Here is a 25,327-nt window from a genome sequence, read left to right on the forward strand (position 1 = left end):
CGTCCATCCGCGGCCAGCGCCTGTAGGCGTCTCATCCGGTCTGTTTCCCTCCCGCCGCCGCTCATCGCCCTCTGCCACCTCCGATCGCGCCAGGATCCTGTTCTTCCCGGTCCGGGCCCTCGTCGGCCGGCTCGTACTGGAACACAAGGCCGACAATCGTGACCGCGGTCAGGACGCCGCCGATGAACAGCAGCCAGTAAGTGACGATCAATCCGAGCAGAAGCAGCCCGAAGCTCACCGCGATCGCCACCGGCCAGTAGCTGGACGGGCCGAAAAAACCGATCTCGCCGGCGCCCTCGGCCATGTCGATGTCTTCCTCGTCCGCGGCCAGCCGGGTACGCCGGGCGGTGAACGCGAGGTAGCCGGCGATCAGCAGGCTCATGACCAGACTGAAGACCAGTGCCGCCGCGCCCGCCGGGTCGTTGCCGGTGAAAAGGTAGATACCGCTGATCACCAGGAAGAACAGGGCCAGGACGCCGAACAGCCGGGCGGATATCGTCACTGCGCACCCTCCTGCGCGGCGCTGGCTGAGCCGGGGCCGGTCTCCCCGCGGATGGCCAGGGCGCGCCCCGTGGATCCGGCCAGGTCGGCGCCGACGGCTGTTTCCGCGCCGTGGGGGACCTCACGGGCATGGTGCAGGTCGAACGCGGGCCGCTCCGACCGAATCTGAGGAATGCGGTGAAAGTTGTGCTTGGGCGGCGGGCAGGATGTGACCCATTCCAGCGAGTTCCCAAATCCCCAGGCGTCGTCGCCTCCCACCGGCCTGCCGTGTCTGCGGGACCGCCACACGTTGTACAGGAACGGCAGGGTGGACAGCCCGAGAAGGAAGGAACCGGCGCTCTCGATCGTGTTCAGGGTGGTGAACCCGTCGCTGGGCAGATAGTCCGCGACCCGCCGAGGCATCCCTTGCACGCCCAGCCAGTGCATCGGCAGGAACGTCACGTGGAAGCCGACGAACAGGGTCCAGAAGTGAATTTTCCCAAGTTTCTCGCTCATGAATCGGCCGGTCACCTTCGGGAACCAGAAGTAGACGCCGGCGAAAGCGGAGAAGACAATCGTCCCGAACAGAACGTAGTGCAGGTGCCCCACCACATAATAGCTGTCGGTGACATGGAAGTCGATGGGCGGGCTGGCCAGGGTGACACCGGTGAGCCCACCGAACAGGAACGTCACGAGGAAGCCGATCGAGAACAGCATCGGGGTGTCCAGGACCAGCGACCCGCGCCACATGGTGCCGATCCAGTTGAAGAACTTGACTCCGGTCGGCACCGCGATGAGGAACGACAGCAGCGAGAAGAACGGCAGCAGCACCGCACCGGTGGCGAACATGTGGTGCGCCCAGACGCTCATCGACAGCGCACCGATCCCCACCGTGGCGAACACCAGCCCCTTGTAACCGAAGAGGGGTTTTCGACTGAAGACGGGCAGGATCTCGGTGACGATACCGAAGAAGGGCAGTGCCACGATGTAGACCTCGGGATGCCCGAAGAACCAGAACAGATGCTGCCAGAGGATCGCGCCGCCGTTGCTCGCGTCGTAGATGTGGGCGCCGAACCTCCGATCCGCCTCCAGTGCCAGCAGAGCCGCGGTCAGCACCGGGAAGGCAAGGAGCGCCAGCACCGACGTGACGAGAACGTTCCAGGTGAAGATGGGCAGGCGGAACATCAGCATGCCCGGAGCTCGCAGCGTGATGATCGTCGTGATGAAGTTGACGCTGGCCAGCACGGTGCTCACGCCGGACATCACCAGTCCCACCGCCCACAGGTCCCCGCCGATGTTCGGTGAGTACTCCGCCGACGTCAGCGGCGAGTAGGCGAACCAGCCGAAATCGGCCGCCCCGCCCGGGGTAAGGAAACCGGAGACGACGATCATTCCGCCGACCAGGTAGAGCCAGTAGCCGAGCGCGTTCAGTCGCGGAAAGGCGATGTCGGGTGCCCCGATCTGCAAGGGGACCAGATAGTTCGCGAACGCCGAGAACAACGGGGTAGCGAACAGCAGCATCATGATCGTCCCGTGGATGGTGAAGAGCTGGTTGTACCGCTCGTTCGAGACGAACTGCAAACCGGGCCGGGCCAGCTCGGCCCGCATCACCATCGCGAGAACTCCGGCGAAGAGGAAAAAACCGAACGCGGTCACAAAATACAGCAGGCCGATCGACTTGTGATCGGTCGTACCAAGGACATCGAGCGCCGTGGTCGGTTCCCGCCGCCGCTCCCCACCTCTGGGTGGGGAGGACCGGATCTGGACACTCACCGGACGGACCGGGCGGGTTGCGGCGCGTGGGGCACGGCTCCTCCTGAGCAGTCCGACCGGCATGGCAGGGCTCCAGACCGGTCACAGTGCACTTCCCGTGGTTCCGATCTCCCGCAGCCGCCGATCAAGAGGCGGCCGTTGCGGCACTGGGAGCGCGGGGCGCAGGGGAAGTGCACCACGTCCTTACCAACCTCATCGCCACCGAAACGCCGATCGCGGTAGAGGTCCGGACCCGGCTGGTCGTCGGCCGGGGACGCTGGCTGAACGAGAAGAGGACGACGTATCGGGTTTGCCCGACGTCGTCCGGGTAGGGCGGACGCGGACATGTTCCCGGCAGTGTTCAAGGAGGATCATCGTGGCCCGTACCGTGGCTGAGATCATGACCCGCGAGCCCGCGACGATCGAGGCCGATCAGCCCGTTGTCGAAGCGGCCCGTCGGATGCGGGGAGCCGACGCGGGCGACGTCATCGTGCTCGACAACGGTCAGCTCGCCGGCATTCTCACCGACCGCGACATCGCCGTGCGGGTGGTGGCCGAAGGCCGGGATCCGGCCAGCACGCCCGTCCGCGACGCGTGCAGCGCGGACCTGACGGCGGTCACCCCCGATACCAGCATCGAACAGGCCGTCCGGCTGATCCGGGTGAACGCCGTGCGACGGCTGCCCGTGGTGGAGAAGGGCCGGCCGGTCGGTGTGGTCAGCCTTGGCGATCTGGCGATCGAGCGCGATGAGGATTCCGCGCTCGGACAGATCAGCGCCGCCATCGGAAACGACTGATTGCGGGGCTGGCCTGTGAAGAACTCTGCCGTCGTCGCGCGCGTCGCTCGTACGATCGAGGGCCTGCGCCATCACGGGGAAGGCGGCGGTCCCGAGGCAGTCGGGGCTAAGTCCGCCGGTCCTGGACCCATCGCTGAGCGGCCAGGTGGCGGTGGGCGGCCACGGGTCGTCGTCGTGGGCGGTGGCTTCGCCGGGCTCGGGGTGCTGCGCCATCTGGAGGCGCGGTTGCCGGCCGAGGCCGCCGACCTCGAACTCGTCTCCCCCACCGATCATCTGCTCTACACCTCCCTGCTTCCCCAGGTATGCGCCGGCGCCGTCGAGCCGAGGCACCTGGCCGTCCCGGTGCGGGGGGCGCTGCGGCGCACCTTCATCCGACCGGGACACGCCGTCGACGTCGACACCACCGGCAGGACCGTCACCGTGGCCGGCCGGGACGGCGCGACGTCCCAGATCGGGTGGGACCGGCTCGTTCTCGCCCCGGGGTCACTCACCCGAACCTTCGACATACCGGGCCTGGCCGAGCACGGCCTCGGCATGAAGAACCTCGCCGAGGCCGTCTACCTGCGCGATCATGTCCTCGAACAGCTCGAGTACGCGGACATCTGTCCGGATGTCGCCGAACGACGGGCCCGGTGCACCTTCCTCGTTGTCGGCGCCGGCTACACCGGAACCGAACTCGCCGCGCAGATGCAACGGTTCACCCTCGCCGCGCTCGGGCGTTTTCCCCGGCTGGAACGCCGGGATCTGCGCTGGGTCCTGCTCGACGTGGCCCCACGGGTACTGCCCGAACTCGACCCGGTTCTTGGTGACGGCGCGACGAAGGTGCTGCGTGAACGCGGCGTGGAGCTCCGGCTGGAAACGTCGATCTCCCGGCTGACCGCGGACTCGGCCACCCTCACCGACGGCGAGGTCGTGCCGACCCACACGCTCGTCTGGTGCGCCGGGGTCACCCCGAATCCACTCATGGAACAGGTCGGCACCGACACCGTCAAAGGCCGGCTCGTGGTCGACGAGTACTTCGGCGTTCCCGGGGTGGACGGGCTGTTCGCCCTCGGCGACGCCGCGGCCGTACCCGACGTGACCAGGGACGGGGCGCCCGCCGGGCAGACCGCGCAGCACGCTGTGCGCCAGGGCGCGGCGGCCGGTCGCAATGTCGCCGCATCCCTCGGCCGCGGCAGATCGCTGCCGTATCGGCACCGCGACCTCGGCTTCGTCGTCGACCTCGGTGGCGCCGACGCGGTGGCGAACCCGCTGGGGCTGCACCTCTCCGGTGTCCCGGCGGCGGTGGTCACCCGCGCCTACCATCTGCTCGCCCTGGGCACCGCCACCAACCGGGCACACGTCGCCTCCGACTGGCTGCTCGCCGCGACCGTGCCGGAACAGACCGTCGAGCTCGGCTTCCTCTCCGCTCCCAGGACCACGATCGCCGAGATCGAGAAAACCAGCCTCTACTCGCGCTGACCCCGACATCCGTCGCTTCGACATCCAGGGAGGAATCCCATGAAAGCTGTCGTGTACAAGGGGCCGTACAACCTCGCGGTGGAGTGGGTCGACGACCCGAGGATCGAGGACCCGCTGGACGCGGTCATCCGGATCACCACCACCAACATCTGCGGCTCCGACCTGCACCCCTACGAGGGCCGCGTCGACATGAACCCCGGCATGGTGCTGGGGCACGAGAACATGGGCATTGTCGAGGAGGTGGGCTCCGCGGTTGGCCGGATCAAGGTCGGGGACCGCGTGTCGGTGCCGTTCAACCTGGCCTGCGGAACGTGCCGCAACTGTTCCGACGGCTGGACCTCCGCCTGCCTGCGCGCGAATCCCTCCGGGCAGCCGGGTGCCGGGTACGGGTATCCCATGATGGGCCCGTACCGGGGTGGGCAGGCCGAGCTGCTGCGGGTGCCGTGGGCCGACTTCAACCTCCTCGAACTGCCCGCCGGGACCGAGAAGGAGTCGGACTTCACGCTGCTGTCCGACATCTTCCCCACCGGTTACCACGGGACCGAGCTCGCGAAGGTGACCCCGGGCAAGACGGTGGCGATCTTCGGTGCCGGTCCGGTGGGACTGCTGGCGGCGATGAGCGCGAACATCCGCGGCGCCGCCCAGACGTTCGTCGTCGACTTCCAGACCGACCGGCTCGCGCTGGCCGAACGCATCGGCGCGACCGCGATCAATATTGCCGGTGTCGACCCGGTCGAGGCGATCCTGGAGGCCACCGACGGCTTCGGTGTCGACTGCGGCGTCGAAGCGGTTGGCTACCAGGCCCACGACCCAGCTGGCCAGGAACACCCGGCGATGGTGCTGGACAACCTCGTCGGCGTCGTCCGGGCGACCGGGTCCATCGGGGTCGTCGGGGTCTACGAACCCGACGACCCCGGGGCGGCCACAGAAGGGGCGAAGGAAGGCCGCTACGGGTTCGACTTCGGGACCGCCTTCACCAAGGGCATCAGCATCGGCAGCGGGCAATGCCCGGTCAAGAAATACAACCGCTACCTACGGGATCTGATCATCCGCGACCAGGCCGCCCCGTCGGTCATCGTCTCCCACGACGTCAGCCTCGACCAGGCGGTCGAGGCCTACGACAGGTTCGACAAGCGTGAGGACGGTTGGACCAAGGTACTGCTCCATCCCAGCAACGCTGCCTGATCGGCGGCAGAGCCGGTCCGCTGGCGTCCGCAGGACCCGCGGACCGGCTCGCACGAGGTCCGTCTACACGGCCCCGGCCCTGTCAAGGACGACCAGGGGCCGGGGTGACGGGGTCTCACCGCCCGGTAGGTCAGGAATCGACCATCTGCATGACACCTGGCGTCGGCGTCGGCGATCCTCCGCCGCTACCGGGAGCTCCGCAGCCCGCAGCCCGCCCGCCCCGCCGAGCGGACACGGCGCACCACCACAGCGGGACGGCACGACACCGCGCCGGCCGAGCCGGGTCCGAGGACGCTGCGGGACGTCGCGCGAGCAGCCGCCAGCGGGGACCCGCACGCCATCGCAGCGTTTCGGGACGCCGGTCACTGGCTTGGCCGCGCCCTCGCCTCCGTCGCGACCATCCTGGACCCCCTGTTGGGTGCCAAAAGTCGGCCTGAGCCTGTGACCTGGGGCGATGCGCCGCCGCGGGGCCGGCGGCATGATGGTCAGCTATGTCCGTGTGCCTGCTCTACCTGATCTTCGTTCGGGTGTGCGGGTGGCTGATCCTCCTCGGCCGTTCGTCGGCGTCGAAGGACATCGAGCTGCTCGTACTGCGGCACGAGGTCGCGGTGCTGCGCCGTACCCAGCCCAAGCCCCGGTGGGACTGGGCAGACCGGGCGGTCCTCGCCGCACTGATCCGACTCCTGCCCAGAGCACTGCGAGCGTACCGGCTCGTCACCCCCGGCACCGTCCTACGGTGGCACCATCGTCTGATCACCAAGAAATGGACCTACCCGCAGCGGACAGGACGGCCTCCGGTCGGCCCGGAGATCGCCGCGCTGATCGAACGGCTCGCGGCCGAGAACCCGACGTGGGGCTACCAGCGGATCCAGGGCGAGCTGCTCAAGCTCGGCCACCGGGTCGGCGCGTCCACGATCCGCCGGGTCCTGCAATCCCTGGGTCTCCCACCGGCGCCCCAGCGGCAGACCGACATGACATGGCGGCAGTTCCTGCGCACGCAGGCATCGACGATGCTGGCGGTCGACTTCTTCCACGTGGACTGCGCCGTGACGCTCCAGCGTCTGTACTGCTTCTTCGTCCTGGAAGTCGACACCCGATACGTCCACGTCCTCGGGGTCACCGCCCACCCGGACGGGCCCTGGACCACCCAGCAGATCCGGAACCTCGTGATGGATCTCGGCGATCGGGCGGTTGACTTCCGGTTCCTGGTCCGTGACCGGGCCGGGCAGTTCACCGCGTCGTTCGACACGGTCCTCGCCGACGCCGGCATCACCACCGTCAAGACCCCACCCCGGACCCCGCGGGCGAACGCCTACGCCGAACGGTTCATCCGCACAGTCCGGACCGAGGCCACCGACCGAATGCTGATCTTCGGTGAACGGCACCTGCGCACCGTCCTGACCGAGTACGCGGCCCACTACAACGGACGACGACCCCACCGCGGCCGTGACCTTCAACCACCCCGGCCCGACCACCCCGTCGCGAACCTCACCCAGGAACGGATCAAACGCCGACCCATCCTCGGCGGCCTGATCAACGAATACGAACGCGCCGCCTAAAACACCAGGTCAACACCAGTGGCCGAGTTCTGGCACCCAACAGGCGGCGCCGATGCCGATCCGGCCACGGACCAGCGCTGAGAGGGCCACCCCGAGGCCGCCGCCGGCGGCGCCGAGCAGGTTGCGCCGGGGGACGTGGACGTCGGTGAAGACGATGTCGGCGGTGATCTGTCCGCGGTGGCCCATCTTCAGGTCGGGTGCGCCGACCCGGACACCGGGCGACGACAGGTCGACCAGCAGCATGTGCGCCCGGTTGCCGCCCGCGCCGGCGCGCACGAGTACCGAGACCCATCCCGCCACGACACTGTTGGTGATCCAGCGTTTGCGGCCGTTGACGACGAACCCGTCGGCGGTCTGCTCGGCGACCGTCTGCATCCGCTCGGCGGTGAGGTCGGAGCTGGTCTCGGGTTCGGTGGTGGCGAAGGAGAACGCGGTGCGGCCGGAGACGAGTTCGGGGATCAGCCGGGCGCGTAGCTCGGCGTCGGCGAAGGTCAGCGTCTGCGGGACGAGGATGCACTGGCCGTCGTAGACCCCTGCCATGGACGAGGAGTGGTAGGCGATCTCCTCGGCGACGGTGCAGGTGCCTAGCAGTGGGTAGGCGAGGCCGCGGCCGTGGTCGGCGCCGAACGGGACCGCGAACAGGCCCTCGTCGGCCAGGCCGCGAAACGCCTCCCAGGGAAAGCTGTCGGCGGACTCCTCCCGCTGGCCGATCTCGCGGGCGTACCGGACGAGCCTCTTCTCGATTGCGGCACGGGCCTGGGCCCGCAGGGCGACGGTCTCCTCGGGCAGCCAGACGTCGTGGGTCATCCGCTCCTGGGTGCGGGGAACCGCCGGGTTGGCCAGCGGGGCGGTGTTCGTCATCGATGCACTCCTCGCGGACGGCATGCGAGGGACACTATCAGTCAGAGCTGACTGTTTTACTTGCTACTCCCCGGTCCGGTTCCGGTGCCGAGCATGCGGTGGGCGGTGCGCTGCCACAGCGCCAGGTGCGGGTCGGTCGTGGGGTCGCGGGGGTCGATCGCATAGGTGACGGCGACCCCCCGCATGCTGGTGAACAGCAGCTCCCACAGGTCGTCGAAATCCGGATGGGCACTGTGCTCGGGTCCGAAGATCGTGGTGACGACATGCTGGATGGCGGCGCCCAGCCGACGCTCACCCGGCAGCAGGTTCTCCCGGAGTTCGTCGTTGGTCCGCGCGGCGATCCACAGTTCCATCGCAGCCCAGAAGTAGGGCTGACGGAACGTCTCCCACAGCAGCTCGACGGCGCGGTCCAGCCGCTGCCCGCCGCGGGCCTGGCCCAGCGGCGAGCTCGCGATCCAGCGTTCCATCTCCGCAACGCGCTCGTGGGCGAGCCGCTGCGCGGCGGCAACGAGCACCGCGTCGCGGGACGGGAAATAGTGCAGCAGCCGCCCCCGCGACACCCCGGCCCTGACCTGCACGGCGACGGTGGTGGTGCCGGCATACCCGTCCTCGACGAGCCCCTGCACCGCCGCGTCGAGTATCAGGGCGTAGCTGCCGGCCCGCCGTTCTCCCTGCGACCGCCGACCGTCTGCGGATGAGACCACCATCTACGCAACAGTAGCGGCGGTCCCCGGCCATCACAGCTTGTCGGCCCGCCGAGGGACTGTTACGTCGTCCGGTTCCTTGATCGGACAGGATCAGCCACCAGCGGTGGCGCGGTCCAGGACAACGTCCGGACGCCGGTTCGTCGGCGGCACGTCCGGCTCACCAGCACACAGATGAAAGATCGAGAATCAGAAGGTGACAGCCCTGTTCAGCGAAGCGGCGACGGCGCGTCGGACCAGGCCCGATCGCGCAGGACGAATTTCTGGATCTTTCCGGTGCCGGTCTTCGGAAGCTCGCCGAAGGTAACGCTCCGGGGAGCCTTGAAACGGGCCAGACGCGCCCGGACATGTTCCACGATCTCGGCCTCGGTCACCGCCTCTCCCTCGCGCAGCGTGACGTAGGCGGCCGGAACCTCGCCCCACCGCCCGTCCGGCACCGCGATCACCGCGACCTCGAGCACGGCGGGATGTTCGGCGATGACCTGCTCGACCTCCACCGACGCGATGTTCTCCCCGCCGGAGATGATCACATCCTTGCTACGGTCCTGCAGTTCGACGTAGCCGTCCGGGTGCCGGACTCCCAGATCACCGGTACGGAACCAGCCGTCCGGGGCCGCCTCGGCGGTCGCCTGCGGGTCCTTGAAGTAGCCGAGCATGACATTGTTGCCACGTAGCGCGATCTCACCAACGGCCAGCCCGTCCGCCGGCACCTCGGCGCCGGAGCCGTCCACCACCCGGACCGCACAGGAGATCATGTTGCCGACGCCCTGCCGTGCCTGGAGCCGGGCACGCGCCTGCCCTGGGAGGGTGTCCCATTCGGGGCGCCAGTCGCAGATCATCGCCGGGCCGAACGTCTCTGTCAGCCCGTACAGGTGGGTGACCGCAAAGCCGAGCTCACCCATCCGACGCAGGATCGCCGGGGACGGCGGCGCACCGCCGGTCGCGACCCGCACGGTCCGGTCCAGCGGCGCCGCCTCGGAGGCATGGGCGAGCATGGAGAGCACCGTGGGGGCGCCTTCCAGGTGCGTCACTGCCTCAGCCCGCAGCAGCCGCCAGACCTCGGACGGGTCGACCTTGGGCAGGCAGACATGGGTGCCGCCAGCCGCGGTGACCGCCCATGGGAAGCACCAGCCGTTGCAGTGGAAGATCGGAAGCGTCCACAGGTGCACTGCGGACGGCGAGAGACCGGTGTGCCCCACCATGGCCAACGCCTGCAGGTAGGCGCCCCGGTGGTGGTACATGACCCCCTTCGGCCGCCCGGTCGTGCCCGACGTGTAGTTGATCGACAACAGGGACCGTTCGTCCGCCGGTGTGATCGCCGTCGGTGCGCCGGCCGCGACGAGCTCCTCGTACTCGTCGCCGGCCCGGATCCGCAACGGCGGGGTCGCCAGCTGGGACAGCGCCTCGTCGACCAGCCCATCCAGACTCGGATCGTTGATCAGCACGGCCGCCTCGCTGTGGCCGAGGATGTGGGCGACCTCCCGCGCGGAGAGCCGGATGTTCATCGCCACCAGGGGTACGCCCGCCCAGGGCACGCCGAAGCTGGCTTCCAGCGGCACGTGGGTGTTCGGCGCCAGCACAGCCACCGGGCGCCCCCCTGCCACCCGCGCCAGCCCGCCGGCCAGCCGGCGACACCGGTCGCGCATCTCGGTGTAGGTCCAGCGCCGCTCCCCGTCGATCACCGCCACCCGGTCGCCGTGCGCGGCCGCGGCCCGGTCAAGGTACGCCAGGGGGGTCAGCGGCTCGTAGGACAACATGCCCACTCCACTCGGCATCTCGACTCGATGTCCTTTCGGGGCTCTTGCCTGAAGCAGCCAGGTACCGACGGAGCATGTCGGCAGACACTGAGTGCCGAGCCGGTCTCCGTCCCAGAGATTCGAGGTAAAAGGTATACCTTTACAAGTTCACCTGCTGTCAGCTGATAGTCACGCCGCCATCGACCACCAGGGACTGACCCGTGACGTAGCCGCCCGCGTCGGAGGCAAGGAAGACCAGCGCGGCCGTGAGCTCCTCGGGTTCCCCGAGCCGACCGACGAGCATGCGCGGCGTCTGGGCCGCCAGGTAGCCGGGGCGGTACTGGTCGGTCATCTCGGACTTGAAGAAGCCCGGTACCAGCGCGTTCACCCGGATACCGCGCCGGGGGGTCCACTGTTGCGCGAGATCGCGAGTCAGCCCCATCAGCCCGGCCTTGCTCGCCGCGTACGCGGCCTGGGGCAGGTTCGCTGTGGTGAGGCCCAGGATGCTGGCGATGTTGATGATGCTGCTGCCCGGAAGCATCCTGCGAGCGCATGCCTGCGCCATCCAGTAGCAGCCGTTCAGATTGATGTCGACGACGCCGCGGAACTCCTCCGGCGCTTCCTTCAACGCCGGCACCGCCGTCCCGACGCCGGCATTGTTGACCAGGACGTCGACCCGGCCGAATTCGGTCATGGCCGCCGCGACCAGCCGCTCGCAGGACTCCGGGTCAGTCACGTCGGTTTCGACCGTCACCGCGCGACGGCCCTCCTGCTCGACCAGGGCCGCCGTAGCGGCCAACCGATCAGCCCGACGGGCGCCCAGAGCGACATCGGCCCCGGCCTCCGCGAGACCCCGGGCGAAACAGACCCCCAGCCCCGACGACGCTCCGGTGACGACAGCCGCCTTCCCGTCAAGCCGGAACCTGGCAAGCACCGACATTCATCCCCGTTTCATCGATGTATGTCACGCCTGCGAGAGCAGGCGCCAAACCCGCCGATCTGCCGTCGTCCGTACGACACGCCCGAAGCGGCCGTCCGCGAAATGCGCGCCCACGACCGGCACACTTGTGCGCTCGAGTTCTCTCGCGAGTTCGGCCCGAACTCGGCGGGCCTGACCCCGGTCGAGGTCGAACAGGTCCTCCCACCGGTCCTCGACCAGGGTCACCGGATGATGCAGCTCGACTCCCGCGGCCCACAGCGACTGGAACAGCTGGCCGGAGTCCATGCGATCAGGGACGCTCAGCCCCGGTCCACCGACGGCGGACCGGGACACTGGCCCTTCTACCAGGGCCGACCGAGGGAGAACGGCACCTCGGCCAGCCGCGGCCCCTCTTTCTGGAGCTCGTCGAGGGTCCACCGGTGGTCCGTCTCGATCCTGTCGATGATCGCCCAGGGCTGGAACAGATGGACCGCCCCGCCGTGCACGAAGAACGACCGGCCGTTGATGGGACAGTCCTCGGTCGCGAGATACGCGACGAACGGCGAGATGTTCGCCGGGTCGTTCACGTCGAAGACGCCGGCACCGGCTCCGTCCTCACCGGTGAGGCCCTGGGTGAGCCGGGTGCGCGCGGCCGGGCAGATCGCGTTGAGCCGGACGCCGTAACGTTCGAGCTCAAGCTGCGCGATGGAGGTCAGCGTGGCGATACCCGACTTCGCCGCGCCGTAGTTCGTCTGCCCGAAGTTGCCGAACAGGCCGGAGGTCGACGAGGTGTTGATCACCGAGGGACGCAGGCCCTTACCCGCCTTCGCCGCCTCCCGCCAGTAGCGCGCGGCCGCCCGCAACGGCATGAAATGCCCACGCAGATGGACCCGGATGACGTCGTCCCACTCCTCGTCGGACATGTTGACCAGCTGCCGGTCCCGCAGGATGCCGGCGTTGTTGACCAGCACATGCAGCTCACCGAACGCGTCCAGAGCGGACTGGACGAGCCGCTGCGCACCCTCGGCGTCGGTGACGTCGTCGCCGTTCGCGACCGCCTCACCGCCCGCCGCGCGGATCTCGTCCACCACCTGCTGGGCGGGTCCGGCGTCCGCACCCGACCCATCCGCGGCACCCCCGAGGTCATTCACCACGACGCTGGCGCCCTCGCTCGCGAACAGCAGCGCATGCTCGCGCCCGATACCGCGGCCGGCGCCGGTGATGATGGCGACCCGCCCGTCCAGTGCACCCATCGATCTGTCTCCCTCTCGCAGCTTCGCCCGAACAGACGTTGTCTAGATCCCGAGCCGACGGGCGAGCAGCTGTCGCTGGTACGTGGCGTCGCCGAGGACCAACGCACTCGAATGCGCCCGCCGGTAGTAGAGGTGGGCGTCGTGCTCCCAGGCGAAACCGATCCCGCCGTGCAGCTGAATGGTCTCGGTCGCGCAGAAGACGTATGCCTCCGAGGCCACGGCCTTCGCCATCGCCGCGGCCACCGGAAGCTCCTCGGGAGCGTTCGCGGCGGCCCAACCTGCCTGGTAGGCGGCCGACCGGGCCGACTCCACCGCGACGAGCATGTCGGCACACCGGTGCTTGACCGCCTGGAAGCTGCCGATCCTCCGCCCGAACTGGGTACGAATCTTCGCGTACTCCACGGTCATGTCCAGGCAGGCCTGCGCGCCGCCGACCTGCTCGACCGCGAGCAGGCTCGAGGCGAGGTCAAGGACACGTCCGAGGATCGCGCCGGCCTCGCCTTCCACTCCGACCCGGCGCGCGGGCGTCGCGTCGAATTGGAGCCTGACCTGCCCGCGGGTGCGGTCGAGCGTCTCCAGCGGAGTGCGGATGAGACCTGGCGCACCCGCCTCGACGGCGAACAGCGTCAGGCCGTCCGCGACGCGGCCGACGACCAGGAAGAGATCGGCGGCAGTTCCGTCGATCACGTAGTTCTTGTGCCCTGTCAGGATGAAGTCGCCCGCGGCGATGCTGGCGCCCTCGCGTCGCTCGGCGCGCAGGGTCGTCGCGCCAGGCTCCCACCGCCCGTCATCCTCGGTGAAGGCCAGCGACGCGATCGTGGAGCCGTCGGCGATGCCGGGGAGCAGATCCTTCGCGGCGGCCTCGTCTCCCGCGGCCAGCAGGCCGTTCGCCGCGAGCGCGACGGAGCCGAAGAACGGCGCGCACAGCAGCGACCGGCCCATCTCCTCGAAAACCACGACCTGCTCGACGGGACCGAAGCCAGCCCCGCCGTACTCCTCGGGAATGGCCAGGCCGTGCAGGCCCAGCTCGCCCGCCATCCGGCTCCAGGCCGCGCGGTCGAGCCTCTCGGGGGTCTCCATCAGGCGACGGACCTCGGCCGTCGAGGAGGACTCGGTCAGGTACTGGCGGACCGAACGCCGCAGGGCATCCTGCTCGGTGTCGAACGTCAGGCTCATCGGGCCGTCCTCCTGGCCAGCTCACGGAACGGGACGTCGCGGTCCACCTGCGGTTCCTTCGGCAGCCCGAGCACCCGCTCCCCGATGATGTTGCGCAGCACCTCGTCGGTGCCACCGGCGATCGACAGCGACGGCACGAACAGCAGCGTCTCAGCCCACAGATCGTCCGCCTCGGTGCCCGGTGCCCACGCCGTGCTCATCGGCCCGGCCATCGCCGTGCCGAGCGCCGCGGAGCGCCGCGAGTAGTCGGTGCGGACGAGCTTGGCAACCGAGCCCTCCGGGCCCGGGGTGGCGCCGCGCAGGATCGCCGCGGTGATCCGCTCCCCGAGCAGGCCGACGGTGCGTTCGGAGATCCAGAGCTCCACCAGCTGCTGTCGCAGCACCGGGTCGTCCGCGCGGCCCAGCTCGCGCGCACGGTCGATCAGGGTCGCCGCCGAGGGCACGTCGTCGAGCGTGCGCACGGCGCCGAGGGAGACGCGCTCGTTGGCGAGCGTGGTCGTGGCCGCCAGCCAGCCCTGGTGCACTCCGCCAAGCACGTTCCCGACCGGGATCCGCACGTCGTCGAAGAACACCTCGTTGAAGTGCGCACCCCCGTCGATCTGGTGGATCGGGCGCATCGTGACCCCGGGCGAGCGCAGGTCGATCACGAACATGGTGATGCCCCGGTGCTTGGGCAGGTCGGGTTCGGTACGGGCGATGACGATCCCGAACTCGCAGTGGTGCGCGCCCGACGTCCACACCTTCTGCCCGTTCAGCACCCAGGCGTCACCGTCGAGCACCGCCCGGGTCGACAGTCCGGCAACGTCCGAGCCGGCGCCAGGCTCGGAGAAGAGCTGGCACCACACCTCCTCGCCGCACAGCATCGGCGGGATGTATCGACGCTTCTGCTCCTGCGTGCCGACCGCGAGGATCGTCGGGCCGCACATGCCGAGCCCGATGATGTACATGCCGAGCGGCAGGTCATAGGCAGCGGACTCGACGTTGAACGCGATCTGTTCACGGATGCCGAGCCCCTGCCCGCCGTACTCCGCCGGCCACGAGATACCGGCGAAACCGCTGTCGAACAGCAGCCGTTGGCACTGCCTTCCCCGCTCGACCAGCACGGCGTCGTCCGGGTCTCCCCGGCGTCGCCTGCTACGGGCCGTCCGCGTCCATCCGTGTCGGGGGGCCTGGTCGGCCAACCATGCACGGGCCCGCCGACGGAACCGCTCGAACTCCTCGTCCGCCGTCTCGGCGGTACTCATCGGGTGCCGTGCCCGGTGCCGGCGTCAGTGACGCGGTACCCGCTCCCACACAGTCTCATGGCCTCTTCCGCTCAGTCCGTGGCCCTTGTCGGCCCTGGCCCTTGTCAGTCCGTGGTCCACTTAGGTTCACGCCGCTCGGCGAACGCCCGGGGGCCCTCGGTGAAGTCCGGGTGCGCCCAGTGCATCCGCAGCAGCGCCCAGCCGTACTCCATGGCGTTGTGGTAGCCCATCTCCTGCGCTCCCCAGATCGCCTGCTTGGACAGGCTCACCGCGTGCGGGGAGTTCTGGACGATGTCTGCGGCGATCGCCTCGGCCGTACCCATCAGCTCGGCGGGCGGGACAAGCTCATCGACGAGACCGAGCTCGTAGGCCCGGCGAGCCGGCAGCCGATACTTGCGACCCTGCAGGGTCATCCGTAGTGCGGTACCCACGGGCAGCCGTCTGGCCAGCCCGATGTTCTCGATCGCGCCGACCATGCCGACGTTGACGTGCGTGTCGACGAACGCGGCGGTGTCGGCCGCGACCACGATGTCGGAGTCCACCACCAGGTGCAGGCCGCCACCCGCCACGAGCCCGTTCACCGCGCAGATGACCGGCTTCCACACCCGGTTCTGGCGGGGTGACCAGAAGACCTCGTCCGACATCGGCCCGTCGCTCGCGCTGACCCTTCCGGTGGCCGCCACGGTGCCGACGTCGGCACCGGTCGAGAAGTGGCGTTCACCGGTACCGGTGACGATCGCGCACCGGATCTCCGGCTCGTCGCGCACCTCGTCCCAGATCGCACGGATCCGCGCGTGCATATCGCCGGTCAGGGCATTGCCACGGTCCGGACGGTTCAGCGTGATCCGTGCGACATGGCCGTCACGTTCGTACAGGATGTCGTCGAACGGCTCCGAGAGATCTGCTGGCCTGATCATCACACCTCCATGTGTGCTGGTCCACGAAGCGGCGAGGCGGCCACCGACAGAACCGGACGGCACGCCCGCGACGCCGGCTGCCGGCCGGGTCCCCGCGCGAGTCCCGCCGAACGCCGCGTCGGCCGCCGCCGCACCGGTCGACGCTTCACAGCGCACCGGTCGGTCGAGTCTCGGCGGGGGATGTCGACTCGCTCCCACCAAAGCGCCGTCCGGTAGTCCGTCATCGGCTACTCCGACGCCGGTGCAGATGGTGCAGGATGGGTACCCGGGCCGCCGCCACAGACTCAAAGTATACCTTTATTGCCTCGCCAGCCAGAACTGCCGACTCTCCCGCGCATCCCCAGGGCCTGAGCGCCAACAGCACTCAAGACCGACACCTCAAGGGAGACTTCAGTACACCTTAAAAGAGGGACCAGGGAGGTACCTCGACCAACCTCACGGCCCGGACTCGACCGCTGCGAACGTAGCGGCCGCTGAACGCCTGGCAGGCCCGTGATGGCCGAGGGCGGCGGTGCCGTCCCGTATCCGATCAAGAGGAAAGCTCGATGACAGCGGTCGCCGAGGTGTCGCTCGACGCCGGCACGACGGTGCTCTCCGGCCTGCTGGCCGAACCGACGGGCCAACCGAGGGGGGTCCTGCTCGCGCTCCACGGTGGCGGAGCGCGAGCCGCCTACTGGGATTCACCGGTCGACGCGGACGCCTCCCTGCTCCGGCTGGGGGCCGCCTTGGGCTGGCGCGTCCTCGCGGTGGACCGGCCGGGCTATGGGGCTTCGGTCGAGCTCGCCGACCGGCGGCTGCGTGCGGCCGATCAGGTCCCGATGGTCGAGGCCGCGTTGTCATCGGTACGCGCCGACCTGTCTGGGCCGGTGGTGCTGGTCGGGCACTCGCTGGGCGGCATCGTCGCGGTGCACATGGCGGCCGGTAGCCGGCCGTCGGGCCTGATCGGACTGGCCGTCGGTGGCGTGCCGCTGGTCTACACCGACGAGCAGACCGCCCGGATGGATCAGATCGACACCTCGCACCCGGTCATCCGGCGCCCCCCTGGCCCGCGGCCCGACCCAGGCGCCTGGTTCGGGCCGCCGGGCACCTGGGACGAACGGCTCCTCGATCATCGCCGGGCGCTGATCGGGCAGACCCCCAGCGGCGAGTACCTCGACGCCCACCGAGCCCCGAGCCTGCTGCCCGCGTTCCTGGGTGCGATCCGGGTGCCGGTCCAGTTCGCGGCGGCCGGCCACGAGCTGACGACCGCCCCGGCATCCGCGGTGCTCGCCGCCGCTCGAGCGGCTCTGACGTCCGCGGCGGAGGTCGAGACGCTGTTGGTTCAGGACTCCGGCCACAACCTGTCGCTCGCCTCCACCGCCCGCGCCTACCACTGCCGGGTGCTGGCCTTCGCGGAGCGGGCCCTCTTCAGGGCCAGGTACCAGGCTCAGCAACTGCGCTCGTCGGAGCCGGCCCCACCCCCCGGCGCTGCGGAGACAAGGATCTGACGGAGGGACTCACCTCCACTGCCAGACCGGCGGTCTGCGCTCCAGGAAGGCGCGCCGGGCCTCAGCGGAGTCCTCGAGGCCGAGCAGCCGGTTGGTGTAGTCCTGCTCGACGCGGTAGGCCTCGTGGACCTCGAGATACTCGGTCCGGTCCAGGGCCTCCTTGGCGAGCCGCAACGCCAGCGGAGACTTGGCCGCGAGTTCGCTGGCCATCTCGTCGACGGTGCTGTCGAGCTCCTCGTGCGGGACGACGCGCGCGATCCCGCCGTACTCCGCCATGTCGCGGGCGCTCACGACCCGGCCCGTCAGGTACATCTCACGGGCCCGCATCGGACCCACCATGCGGCGCAGGTGAGCACTGGCCCCGAGCAGGCCGACGTTGATCTCCGTGGCGCCGAACCTGGCTCGCTCGCTCGCGATCACGATGTCGCTGACCGCGGCGAACGAGAGCCCGCCGCCGATCGCGGGCCCGTCGACAGCGGCGATCACCGGGATGGCGCAGCTACCGACGGCTTCGAGTGCACGCCGGGCCAGCGCTCCCCGGTCGACGGTCTCTGCCGGAGAGCGCTCCCGGTCCTCCTCGAACTCCTTGAGATCCGCGCCCGCGATGAACGCCCGCCCGCCTCCCGTCCGAAAGACCGCCACGGTGGCCCGCCGGTCGTCGGCGAACCCTTCGAACGTGCGCGCGATCTCCGCCAGCGCCTGCCGGTTGAGCGCGTTCACCGGCGGCCGGGAGAAGGTCACCGTCGCCACCTGACCAGCGACGACCGTTTCTACCAGGTCCATGCGTCTCCTCGACTACGTGGCCTCGCGGGCCGCCCGTCCACCGCCGTCGGCGGTGTCGGTGGTGTCGGTGGTCAGGGGCTTGGCTGACCAGTCCCGCCGGTGGTCCGGCCCTCGAGGACGTCGTCGACCGTCGGCGGTCGCCGGTCCCGTTTGTTTGCCTGCACGAGCTGCACGAGTGTTCCCGCCGTTTCTTTGGGATGGAGGAACAGCTCGCGCCAGTCCGGGTTGTCGAGGAACACCGAGGTCGGGGTGAGTCCGGCGCTCTCGACCGCGCGCAGTGCCTCGTGGATGTCCGGCACGAGGAACGTCACGTGGTGCATCCCGCCGCCGCCGGTGCGTTGGAAGAACCGGTCGAAGAAGGTGCTCCCCGCCAGTGGCTCCATCAGCTCGACCCGCCGGTCGTCGGGAAAGGCGAGCTGCAGTGCACGGTAGCCGACGCGGGGGTTGTCCCCGCCGATGACAATCCGACCGCCGAGCAGATCGTGGTAGAGCGGGAGCAGGTCGCGGATCCGTGGGGCCGCCACGGCCACGTGGTCGAAACTCGCGACGATCCCCACCGCCGGCAGGTCGATTCCGGTCGGTATGTCGGTCATGGCGCCACCGGCACGGGAGGGCCGGCCAGGACGGCGTCGGCGACCCGGTGCCGGTGCCGGTGCCACGACGACGAGCCGAACAACGCGCGGTCGAGCAGAGCGCGCTTGAGCCACAGGTGGGCGTCGTGTCCCGAGCCGCCGTGCCAGCGCGGGACCTCTGCGAACCCGAGCCGGTCGACCACGAGGCGCCTCGCCACCACCTCTGGATCTGGCGACGGCCGGGTGCGCCGCGACAGAGTCGTCACAGGCACCTCGGCGCGGTCAGCGCTCCGCATTCCCTCTTTCAACACGAGCTAATAGTATACTTTTAAATGATGGTGGCTTCGATGTTCTCCTTACTGGGCGCGATGACGGCCGGGCTGGTGCCGGTCCCGGTGAACACCCGACTGACCCGTGCCGAGGTCACGCAGGCGCGATGACCCGGCCGACGTCGAGCGTCCGGATGAGCACGGACGAGATCTGGAACTTCCTGGGCGAGGGGCACAACGGCATCTTCATCACGCTGCGCTCGGACGGAATACCCATCGCCATGCCGGTGTGGTATGCCGCACTCGATCGAAAGATCTACTTCTTCACCCGCGGAAAGAAACTCTCCCGGCTGCGCCGCGACCCTCGCGCCTCGTTCCTCGTCGAGCAGGGCGAAAGATGGGCGGATCTGCGGGCCGCGCACCTCACCGGTCACGCCGAGATACTGGAACCTCCGCCTGGCGTCGAATCCACCGCCGAGACCGGTGTCGAGATCGCCGTCCAGGACGAACTGGACCGGAAATACGCGCTGTTCCGCACGGACCGGTCGGCGATGCCGGCCGACACCCGCGACGCATACGAGCAGGCACAGCGGCGGCTGGTGCGGTTCACTCCCGACGAGCGCATCCTCAACTGGGACAACCGCCGGCTCACCCTTTCGCCCTGATCCACCCCTCGGACGTGCCCGGCCCGGCTGGACGCACGACCACCCGCCGGGTCAGGTTCCTCATCGCTGTCAATCCTCATGACGCCGGGCCTCCCGTCGTGGTCGCCACGGCACCGGTCGCCACCAACTTCGCGATCTCGTCTGCGTTGAAACCGGTCTCGGTGAGGACCGCAACGGTGTCAGCGCCGACGGCGGGTGCGGGGGGCGGTGTCCGGGACGGGGTGGCAGAGAAGCGCGGGGCGGGCGCCACCTCCACCCGCCCGTCCCGCCGTACGAACGTCTCCCTCGCCACATTGTGCGGATGCTCAGGCGCCTCCGTGAGCGACAGCACGGGGGCGAAACAGGCGTCCGAACCCTCGAAGACGGCGCACCACTCGTCCCTGGTCCGGGTCCGGAAGGTAGTGGCGAACAGCTCACGCAGCGCTGGCCACTGATCCCGGTCGTCACGCGGGGGGAGCTGGGCGGCCTCCAGCCCGAGACGTTCGAGGAGCACTGTGTAGAACTGCGGTTCCAGTGACCCGATCGCGACATGCCGGCCGTCGGCCGTCTCGTAGACGCCGTAGTGGGGCGTGCCGCCATCGAGCGAGTTGGAGGCGCGCGCGTCGGCCCACATGCCGGTGGCCAGCATCGCGTAGGTGCTGGCCGCCAGCAGGGCCGAACCGTCGGTCATCGCCGCGTCGACGACCTGACCTGTCCCGGTCGCCCGGGCGCTTAACAGTGCACTGACAAGCCCAAATGCCAGCAGCATGCCACCGCCACCGAAATCGCCTATGAGGTTCAGCGGGGGTACCGGTGACCCTGCCGGCCCGATCGCGTGGAGCACGCCGGACACCGCGATGTAGTTGATGTCGTGGCCACTCGTCGACGCCAGCGGCCCCGAGGCGCCCCAGCCCGTCATCCGGCCGTAGACCAGGGCCCGGTTGCGGGCCAGGCACTCGCTCGGACCTAGGCCGAGCCGCTCCATCACGCCGGGTCGGAACCCTTCGATAAGCGCGTCGGCGGTCTCGATCAGCCGCAGGGCAACGGCGGCCGCGGCAGGGTTCTTCAGATCCAGGGCGACCGAACGTCGGCCGCGGACAAGGGCGGCCTCGTAGTCGGGTCGGGTGGCGCCGATCCGGTCGATGCGGACGACCTCGGCGCCCGCGTCGGCGAGCATCATCGCGGCGAACGGTCCTGGACCGATCGAACCGATCTCGACGACCCGGATGCCGGACAGTGCTCCCACGGCTTCCCTTCCTCTCGACAGGACCGGTTGACGAGGCTCGCTCCTGCCTCACCGTGCCCTTTACTCCGTCCCACTGTCAATCTTTAAGGACACTATTGACAGTCACAGACACGTCGGGCCTACCCTGCTGGCATGGCCAGCCCCACGATCACGGCGGACGCCAGACGCCTGACCGAGTGGGTGGGCGGATGGGCGGGGCTGCTGGCGGCGCTGGACCTCGTCCAGCGCGTCCTGTCCGAGCTCGACGGGCTCGGACAGGACGTCTTGGGCCCGGAGGCCGGGGACCCGCGAACGACCGCCCAGGAGCGGAGGTGACCCGTCCCATCCTCGACATCGTGGCCGAGCGGCAGTACCGCGCTGGCCGCTGCGGTCGCCCGCGCAGGACCCGGGCCGCAGGTTGCACCTTCAGTGCCCTCAAACACCCTAGCGAGGAGACCGCCGACAATGTGCCCGCCCGGACCGGACGCGGTGGTTCGCGCCGCCAGTTTCTACCGTTACGCCCGCCTCCAGCCTGGGCGAATCGCGATCATCGAGCCTGACGGCCGGGCCACCACCTACGCCGATCTGCACCGTAGTGCGAACCGAATGTCGCACGCGCTGCGCGCGGCGGGCATCGGAGTCGGAGACCGGATCGCGGCGCTCACCGCCAACACCGTCCACTTCTTCGAACTCGCGCTCGGGGCCAGCCAGGTCGGGGTCCAGCTCGTCCCCGTGAACAACCATCTGACCGCGGACGAGATCGCCTTCATCGTCGACAACAGCGGTAGTCGGCTCCTGTTAGCCGAGGAGTTGTTCCGCTCCCAGGCCGCCGCCAGTCTGGAGATCCTGAGCAGGCAGGCCGCGGACCTGATACTGCTCGACGTCGACCACGCCAGTGGGGATCACCGCACGGTCGGGGCACTGCTCACCGGCGCCCCGGACACCGAACCCGCCGACCGGGTGCACGCCCAGCTTCTGCTGTACACGTCGGGAACCACGGGCCGCCCAAAGGGAGTCGCGTGGCCGATCAGCGCCAGCGTCTCTCCGGAGGAGGCGATCGCCGCCACCGACACCGTCCTGGAGCTGCGCGGAATGCGCCATGACCCGACCGCGGTGTCGATGGTGACGGGCCCCCTCTACCACGGCGCCCCGGGCTCCTGGGGGCTGCAGGGCCTGCACCACGGGCACACCGTCCTGCTGCCGGGCACATGGGACAGCGAGCAGTTCCTCCATCTCGTCGAACGCCACCAGGTGACGACGGCGCAGCTGGCTCCCATCCACTTCCACCGTCTGCTCCAGCTCCCCGAGGGGGTACGGCGGCGCTACGACACGAGCACACTACGGGTCGTCAGCCATGCGGGCGCCGCGACCCCGGTCGACGTCAAGCGACAGGTCATGGACTGGCTGGGCCCAGTCCTCTGGGAGTACTACGCGGCCTCCGAGGGATGGGGGACCTCCATCTCCCCGACCGACTGGCTGGCCCATCCCGGAAGCGTCGGACGCCACGACGGCAACGGCGCCCGGATGAAGATCCGGGACGGGAACGGACGTGAGCTCCCCCCAGGCGAGCCGGGCATCCTGTGGATCCGCAACCCCAACGGGGTGAACTCCGAGTACCTGGGCGACCCCGACGGCACCGCCGTGAACCATGACGGTGAGTACTACACGGTCGGCGACATGGCCTACATCGACGCCGAGGGCTGGCTCTACATCGTCGACCGCCGGACCGACCTCATCCTCTCCGGGGCCGTCAACATCTATCCCGCCGAGGTCGAGGCGGCGCTACGTCGCCATCCGGCTGTGGAGGACGTGGCCGTCGTAGGCATCCCGGATGCGGAGTGGGGGCAGCGGGTACACGCGGTGATCGTCGCGGCGCCGGGGCACGAAGCCGGCCCGACTCTGGCCGGAGAAATCCTGAGCTTCGCGACGGTGACGCTCGCCCGGTTCAAGGCGCCACGCGGAATCGAGTTCCGGGACGCGCTGCCCTACTCCCCTACCGGCAAGCTTCTCCGGCGCACCCTGCGTGAACAGATCGCGGCCGCGTCGCGTTGAGCCTGCGCGGACAGGGCCCGCTCGGACCGGCCACGGCGGGCGTGTCGCGTCCAACACGGTGTCTATAAAGTAGCCCGATAGAATGGGGGCTTCGCAACCTCCTGGGAGCCGCGTTGACCGCCGTGACGATCGCTGGGACCGACGCGCCCGCTCCGTCCGTGGACCGCGCTGTCACGGTGGGGCGTCCGCGCCGCAAGCTCGCGACGCAGGTGGCAGCACGGATAGAGGCGGACATCGCCGCGGCAGGCTGGCCGGTCGGCGAAATCTTCGGCTCCGAGACCGAACTGCGCGATCGGTACGGGATCAGCCGGGCGGTGCTGCGGGAGGCGATTCGCCTGGTCGAGCACCATGAGGTGGCGATCATGCGGCGTGGCCGCGCGGGTGGCCTCATCATCCGGGCTCCCGAGGCCGGGCCGTTGACAACAGCCACCGTGATCTATCTCGAGTACGTGGGCACGACCGTCGAGGATCTCCTTGACGTGCGGCTGCTGCTGGAACCGCTGGCGGCGAGGCTCGCCGCCGAGCGGCTCTCCGAGGACGGCATCAGTGCACTGCGCGAGAGTCTGCGTAAGGAGCGGTCCTCCGGCGTCGACATCCCCGACAAGCGCGACGTCCTCCATGTCACGCTCGCCGAACTCAGCGGCAATGCCGCCCTGCGCATCTTCGTCGACGTACTGTCGCAGCTCACCACGCGCTACGCGCAGGTTCCCCAGCCACGGCCCGTCGAGTCGAAGGCCCTCGCCGCCACGTCGCACCGCGCGCACCAGGCGATCGTCGACGCGGTCATCGCGGGCAACGCCGCGCAGGCCGAACACCTCGTCGGCCGCCACCTCCAGGCCATGCGCGAGTGGCTGCTGTCCACCCGCCAGCGACCGATCGGGCGCTCGGCCGACTACCTGCTCGAGACCAGCGGCAGCACGCAGAAGCTCGCCGAAAGCGTCGCGCGCCGCCTCATCGCCGAGATCACCACCACCGGCGCCAAGGCAGGTGACGTCCTCGGGCTGGAGCCGGAGCTGGTGGCCCGCCTGGACGTCAGCCGGGCGGCGTTCCGCGAGGCGGTGCGGCTGCTCGAATACCATTCCGTCGCCCAGATGCGACGCGGCCTCGGCGGCGGGCTCGTCGTGACCGAGCCCGACCCGACCGCCAGCATCGAGACCACAGCCATCTACCTGGACTACAAGAAGATCGGCGTCGAGGGCCTCTGGGCGGTCCGTGAGGTCCTCGAGATGGGCGCGCTCGAGGCGGTCACCGACCGCCACGACGACCCGGAGGTCGCCCGGCGGCTGCGGGAGGCGCACCTCGTCCGCCCGGACACCCCCTTCGATCAGGTCAACACGCTCTCCCAGGAGCTCCACACCCAGCTCGCCGAGCTGTCGGGCAACCCCATCCTGGCCCTGTTCCTCGGCATCATCACCTCGGTGTGGTTCCGCCACCACGAGCAGATCCAGACGAGGTCGGCATCCCCCGACGATGCCGAGGCGGCGAGCAATGTCAACCATGTCCACGAGCGCATCGTCGAGGCCGTCCTGGCCGGCGACCTGCCGGTCGCCCGGCACCGGATGCGCCGACATCTGGAAGCCCTCGTCGCCTGGTGGCAGTGACAGTCCCCCACCCGCGTTGACGGTCGCTGTCTGACCGCGCCCCGCCGGGCACCGGGCGGGGCGCGGTAGCAGCCGCTCCCGCCCGGGCTGGCAATCTCTCGCCGAGTATCCAAAGGATACCATTAGTAGTGGTCGCGCGGAGTGTCGCGTGCACCCGGGGCTGCTGGTCGGGCGAGGCACACCGCTGGTTGTCGGAGAACGGGCCCAGCGCAGGGCGTGGCCCTAGATGGAGATCGCCCGTTCCGGACAGGAGCTGGCGGCATGCCGGGCGGACGCCTGGAGACTCTCCGGCACGTCCTCCACCACCACGATCGCGTGGCCGTCCTCCTCGTCGAGGTCGAACAGCTCTGGACTCGCCATGTGACACAGGGTGTGACCCTGGCACAGGCTTCCGTCGACTCGGAGCTTCACGCGCTTCGCCTCCGTCTGCATCGTTGGAACACCGATCCGCCGGCCTGGGCTGATCCGGTGGCCGACGGGACGCGGGTACCGCCGAGCTGGCCATGCCGACCTCGACAGGTGCGTCCCGACCGACTATAAGGATACTATTCGAGGTCGTGGGCGCGGTGTCATCCGACTTCGTCGACCGGAGGGCCAGATCCTCAGAAGACCGCCGGCGGCGATGGCACCGGGAGATCGTCGGGCCGCCCG

The 25,327-nt window shown here is 69.5% G+C and carries 25 protein-coding genes; 9 read left to right on the forward strand and 16 right to left on the reverse strand.

Features of this window, described 5'->3' with window-relative positions:
- Window positions 1-61 precede the first annotated feature (61 nt).
- Window positions 62-502 carry an aa3-type cytochrome oxidase subunit IV gene (gene ctaF, locus AC5R91_RS07800; RefSeq protein ID WP_495396470.1) on the reverse strand — a complete coding sequence of 147 codons (441 nt, stop codon included), beginning with the start codon at window positions 500-502 and terminating at the stop codon, window positions 62-64.
- Window positions 499-2,316 (reverse strand): aa3-type cytochrome oxidase subunit I, encoded by a 1,818-nt coding sequence (ctaD, locus tag AC5R91_RS07805; RefSeq protein WP_495396471.1) that lies wholly within the window; start codon window positions 2,314-2,316, stop codon window positions 499-501. The genes ctaF and ctaD overlap by 4 nt, the downstream gene beginning before the upstream one ends.
- Window positions 2,317-2,542: 226 nt before the next feature.
- Here ctaD and AC5R91_RS07810 point away from each other — a divergent pair, with 226 nt between their 5' ends.
- The 4 genes from AC5R91_RS07810 (at window position 2,543) to AC5R91_RS07825 (ending at window position 7,233) form a co-directional block, all read left to right on the forward strand.
- A complete protein-coding gene (locus AC5R91_RS07810; protein WP_495396472.1) occupies window positions 2,543-3,028 on the forward strand; it encodes a CBS domain-containing protein in 486 nt (161 codons plus the stop codon).
- Between the two features lie 15 nt (window positions 3,029-3,043).
- Window positions 3,044-4,489 carry an NAD(P)/FAD-dependent oxidoreductase gene (locus tag AC5R91_RS07815; RefSeq protein ID WP_495396473.1) on the forward strand — a complete coding sequence of 482 codons (1,446 nt, stop codon included), beginning with the start codon at window positions 3,044-3,046 and terminating at the stop codon, window positions 4,487-4,489.
- Between the two features lie 39 nt (window positions 4,490-4,528).
- The gene (locus AC5R91_RS07820) at window positions 4,529-5,674 is read left to right on the forward strand and encodes a glutathione-independent formaldehyde dehydrogenase (protein ID WP_495396474.1); all 1,146 of its coding nucleotides are present in this window, start codon (window positions 4,529-4,531) and stop codon (window positions 5,672-5,674) included.
- Window positions 5,675-6,165: 491 nt separating this feature from the next.
- Window positions 6,166-7,233 (forward strand): integrase core domain-containing protein, encoded by a 1,068-nt coding sequence (locus AC5R91_RS07825; protein ID WP_495396475.1) that lies wholly within the window; start codon window positions 6,166-6,168, stop codon window positions 7,231-7,233.
- A 9-nt stretch (window positions 7,234-7,242) separates the two neighbouring features.
- Here AC5R91_RS07825 and AC5R91_RS07830 read toward each other — a convergent pair whose 3' ends face one another.
- From AC5R91_RS07830 to AC5R91_RS07870, 9 genes are all read right to left on the reverse strand, one after another.
- Window positions 7,243-8,094 carry an acyl-CoA dehydrogenase family protein gene (locus AC5R91_RS07830; protein ID WP_495396476.1) on the reverse strand — a complete coding sequence of 284 codons (852 nt, stop codon included), beginning with the start codon at window positions 8,092-8,094 and terminating at the stop codon, window positions 7,243-7,245.
- A gap of 56 nt (window positions 8,095-8,150) precedes the next feature.
- Window positions 8,151-8,801 carry a TetR/AcrR family transcriptional regulator gene (locus AC5R91_RS07835; protein WP_495396477.1) on the reverse strand — a complete coding sequence of 217 codons (651 nt, stop codon included), beginning with the start codon at window positions 8,799-8,801 and terminating at the stop codon, window positions 8,151-8,153.
- 206 nt (window positions 8,802-9,007) lie between these two features.
- Window positions 9,008-10,573: an acyl--CoA ligase family protein gene (locus AC5R91_RS07840; protein WP_495396478.1), complete on the reverse strand. Its 1,566-nt coding sequence runs from the start codon at window positions 10,571-10,573 to the stop codon at window positions 9,008-9,010.
- 139 nt (window positions 10,574-10,712) lie between these two features.
- Window positions 10,713-11,474 (reverse strand): SDR family NAD(P)-dependent oxidoreductase, encoded by a 762-nt coding sequence (locus tag AC5R91_RS07845; protein WP_495396479.1) that lies wholly within the window; start codon window positions 11,472-11,474, stop codon window positions 10,713-10,715.
- 24 nt (window positions 11,475-11,498) lie between these two features.
- Complete coding sequence (locus tag AC5R91_RS07850) at window positions 11,499-11,759, reverse strand: hypothetical protein (protein ID WP_495396480.1); 261 nt, start codon at window positions 11,757-11,759, stop codon at window positions 11,499-11,501.
- A gap of 56 nt (window positions 11,760-11,815) precedes the next feature.
- Window positions 11,816-12,706, reverse strand: coding sequence for an SDR family oxidoreductase (locus AC5R91_RS07855; protein WP_495396481.1), 891 nt, complete (start codon window positions 12,704-12,706; stop codon window positions 11,816-11,818).
- A gap of 42 nt (window positions 12,707-12,748) precedes the next feature.
- Entirely contained in the window at window positions 12,749-13,882 is a 1,134-nt protein-coding gene (locus AC5R91_RS07860; protein ID WP_495396483.1) for an acyl-CoA dehydrogenase family protein, read from the reverse strand.
- Window positions 13,879-15,126: an acyl-CoA dehydrogenase family protein gene (locus AC5R91_RS07865; RefSeq protein ID WP_495396485.1), complete on the reverse strand. Its 1,248-nt coding sequence runs from the start codon at window positions 15,124-15,126 to the stop codon at window positions 13,879-13,881. The genes AC5R91_RS07860 and AC5R91_RS07865 overlap by 4 nt, the downstream gene beginning before the upstream one ends.
- A gap of 104 nt (window positions 15,127-15,230) precedes the next feature.
- Window positions 15,231-16,043, reverse strand: a complete 813-nt coding sequence (locus AC5R91_RS07870; RefSeq protein ID WP_495396486.1) for an enoyl-CoA hydratase/isomerase family protein — start codon at window positions 16,041-16,043, stop codon at window positions 15,231-15,233.
- A 545-nt stretch (window positions 16,044-16,588) separates the two neighbouring features.
- Here AC5R91_RS07870 and AC5R91_RS07875 point away from each other — a divergent pair.
- On the forward strand, window positions 16,589-17,530 hold the full coding sequence (locus tag AC5R91_RS07875; protein ID WP_495396487.1) for an alpha/beta hydrolase: 942 nt from the start codon (window positions 16,589-16,591) through the stop codon (window positions 17,528-17,530).
- A 9-nt stretch (window positions 17,531-17,539) separates the two neighbouring features.
- On the opposite strand, the gene AC5R91_RS07880 is transcribed toward AC5R91_RS07875, so the two are convergent.
- The 3 genes from AC5R91_RS07880 to AC5R91_RS07890 all read right to left on the reverse strand — a co-directional run bounded on the left by AC5R91_RS07880 (window position 17,540) and on the right by AC5R91_RS07890 (window position 19,151).
- Window positions 17,540-18,313: an enoyl-CoA hydratase-related protein gene (locus tag AC5R91_RS07880; RefSeq protein ID WP_495396488.1), complete on the reverse strand. Its 774-nt coding sequence runs from the start codon at window positions 18,311-18,313 to the stop codon at window positions 17,540-17,542.
- Window positions 18,314-18,384: 71 nt separating this feature from the next.
- Window positions 18,385-18,906: a VOC family protein gene (locus AC5R91_RS07885; RefSeq protein ID WP_495396489.1), complete on the reverse strand. Its 522-nt coding sequence runs from the start codon at window positions 18,904-18,906 to the stop codon at window positions 18,385-18,387.
- Complete coding sequence (locus tag AC5R91_RS07890; RefSeq protein WP_495396490.1) at window positions 18,903-19,151, reverse strand: hypothetical protein; 249 nt, start codon at window positions 19,149-19,151, stop codon at window positions 18,903-18,905. The genes AC5R91_RS07885 and AC5R91_RS07890 overlap by 4 nt, the downstream gene beginning before the upstream one ends.
- A 197-nt stretch (window positions 19,152-19,348) precedes the next feature.
- Here AC5R91_RS07890 and AC5R91_RS07895 point away from each other — a divergent pair, with 197 nt between their 5' ends.
- Window positions 19,349-19,819 (forward strand): pyridoxamine 5'-phosphate oxidase family protein, encoded by a 471-nt coding sequence (locus tag AC5R91_RS07895; protein ID WP_495396492.1) that lies wholly within the window; start codon window positions 19,349-19,351, stop codon window positions 19,817-19,819.
- Between the two features lie 76 nt (window positions 19,820-19,895).
- On the opposite strand, the gene AC5R91_RS07900 is transcribed toward AC5R91_RS07895, so the two are convergent.
- Complete coding sequence (locus tag AC5R91_RS07900; RefSeq protein WP_495396493.1) at window positions 19,896-21,044, reverse strand: CaiB/BaiF CoA transferase family protein; 1,149 nt, start codon at window positions 21,042-21,044, stop codon at window positions 19,896-19,898.
- Window positions 21,045-21,176: 132 nt separating this feature from the next.
- Between AC5R91_RS07900 and AC5R91_RS07905 the strand changes: the two genes are divergently transcribed.
- The 3 genes from AC5R91_RS07905 (at window position 21,177) to AC5R91_RS07915 (ending at window position 24,676) form a co-directional block, all read left to right on the forward strand.
- Complete coding sequence (locus AC5R91_RS07905; protein WP_495396494.1) at window positions 21,177-21,359, forward strand: hypothetical protein; 183 nt, start codon at window positions 21,177-21,179, stop codon at window positions 21,357-21,359.
- 129 nt (window positions 21,360-21,488) lie between these two features.
- Complete coding sequence (locus tag AC5R91_RS07910) at window positions 21,489-23,075, forward strand: AMP-binding protein (RefSeq protein WP_495396496.1); 1,587 nt, start codon at window positions 21,489-21,491, stop codon at window positions 23,073-23,075.
- Between the two features lie 122 nt (window positions 23,076-23,197).
- Window positions 23,198-24,676: a FadR/GntR family transcriptional regulator gene (locus AC5R91_RS07915; protein ID WP_495397913.1), complete on the forward strand. Its 1,479-nt coding sequence runs from the start codon at window positions 23,198-23,200 to the stop codon at window positions 24,674-24,676.
- Between the two features lie 222 nt (window positions 24,677-24,898).
- Here the strand turns inward: AC5R91_RS07915 and AC5R91_RS07920 are convergent, their stop codons facing one another.
- Window positions 24,899-25,108 carry a ferredoxin gene (locus AC5R91_RS07920; protein WP_495396498.1) on the reverse strand — a complete coding sequence of 70 codons (210 nt, stop codon included), beginning with the start codon at window positions 25,106-25,108 and terminating at the stop codon, window positions 24,899-24,901.
- Between the last annotated feature and the right edge of the window lie 219 nt (window positions 25,109-25,327).

Source organism: Frankia sp. BMG5.60, assembly GCF_059428125.1.

What these genes read in the sequence shown, in the direction of transcription:
- AC5R91_RS07880 (WP_495396488.1), bottom strand. Translation starts at nt 18,313, where the DNA reads ATGGACCTGGTAGAAACGGTCGTCGCTGGTCAGGTGGCGACGGTGACC.
- AC5R91_RS07920 (WP_495396498.1), bottom strand. Translation starts at nt 25,108, where the DNA reads ATGCAGACGGAGGCGAAGCGCGTGAAGCTCCGAGTCGACGGAAGCCTG.
- AC5R91_RS07825 (WP_495396475.1), top strand. Translation starts at nt 6,166, where the DNA reads ATGTCCGTGTGCCTGCTCTACCTGATCTTCGTTCGGGTGTGCGGGTGG.
- AC5R91_RS07835 (WP_495396477.1), bottom strand. Translation starts at nt 8,801, where the DNA reads ATGGTGGTCTCATCCGCAGACGGTCGGCGGTCGCAGGGAGAACGGCGG.
- AC5R91_RS07865 (WP_495396485.1), bottom strand. Translation starts at nt 15,126, where the DNA reads ATGAGTACCGCCGAGACGGCGGACGAGGAGTTCGAGCGGTTCCGTCGG.
- AC5R91_RS07870 (WP_495396486.1), bottom strand. Translation starts at nt 16,043, where the DNA reads ATGATCAGGCCAGCAGATCTCTCGGAGCCGTTCGACGACATCCTGTAC.
- AC5R91_RS07910 (WP_495396496.1), top strand. Translation starts at nt 21,489, where the DNA reads ATGTGCCCGCCCGGACCGGACGCGGTGGTTCGCGCCGCCAGTTTCTAC.
- AC5R91_RS07820 (WP_495396474.1), top strand. Translation starts at nt 4,529, where the DNA reads ATGAAAGCTGTCGTGTACAAGGGGCCGTACAACCTCGCGGTGGAGTGG.
- AC5R91_RS07860 (WP_495396483.1), bottom strand. Translation starts at nt 13,882, where the DNA reads ATGAGCCTGACGTTCGACACCGAGCAGGATGCCCTGCGGCGTTCGGTC.
- AC5R91_RS07855 (WP_495396481.1), bottom strand. Translation starts at nt 12,706, where the DNA reads ATGGGTGCACTGGACGGGCGGGTCGCCATCATCACCGGCGCCGGCCGC.
- AC5R91_RS07875 (WP_495396487.1), top strand. Translation starts at nt 16,589, where the DNA reads ATGACAGCGGTCGCCGAGGTGTCGCTCGACGCCGGCACGACGGTGCTC.
- AC5R91_RS07905 (WP_495396494.1), top strand. Translation starts at nt 21,177, where the DNA reads ATGGCCAGCCCCACGATCACGGCGGACGCCAGACGCCTGACCGAGTGG.
- AC5R91_RS07830 (WP_495396476.1), bottom strand. Translation starts at nt 8,094, where the DNA reads ATGACGAACACCGCCCCGCTGGCCAACCCGGCGGTTCCCCGCACCCAG.
- AC5R91_RS07840 (WP_495396478.1), bottom strand. Translation starts at nt 10,573, where the DNA reads ATGCCGAGTGGAGTGGGCATGTTGTCCTACGAGCCGCTGACCCCCCTG.
- AC5R91_RS07845 (WP_495396479.1), bottom strand. Translation starts at nt 11,474, where the DNA reads ATGTCGGTGCTTGCCAGGTTCCGGCTTGACGGGAAGGCGGCTGTCGTC.
- AC5R91_RS07885 (WP_495396489.1), bottom strand. Translation starts at nt 18,906, where the DNA reads ATGACCGACATACCGACCGGAATCGACCTGCCGGCGGTGGGGATCGTC.
- AC5R91_RS07850 (WP_495396480.1), bottom strand. Translation starts at nt 11,759, where the DNA reads ATGGACTCCGGCCAGCTGTTCCAGTCGCTGTGGGCCGCGGGAGTCGAG.
- ctaD (WP_495396471.1), bottom strand. Translation starts at nt 2,316, where the DNA reads ATGCCGGTCGGACTGCTCAGGAGGAGCCGTGCCCCACGCGCCGCAACC.
- AC5R91_RS07895 (WP_495396492.1), top strand. Translation starts at nt 19,349, where the DNA reads ATGAGCACGGACGAGATCTGGAACTTCCTGGGCGAGGGGCACAACGGC.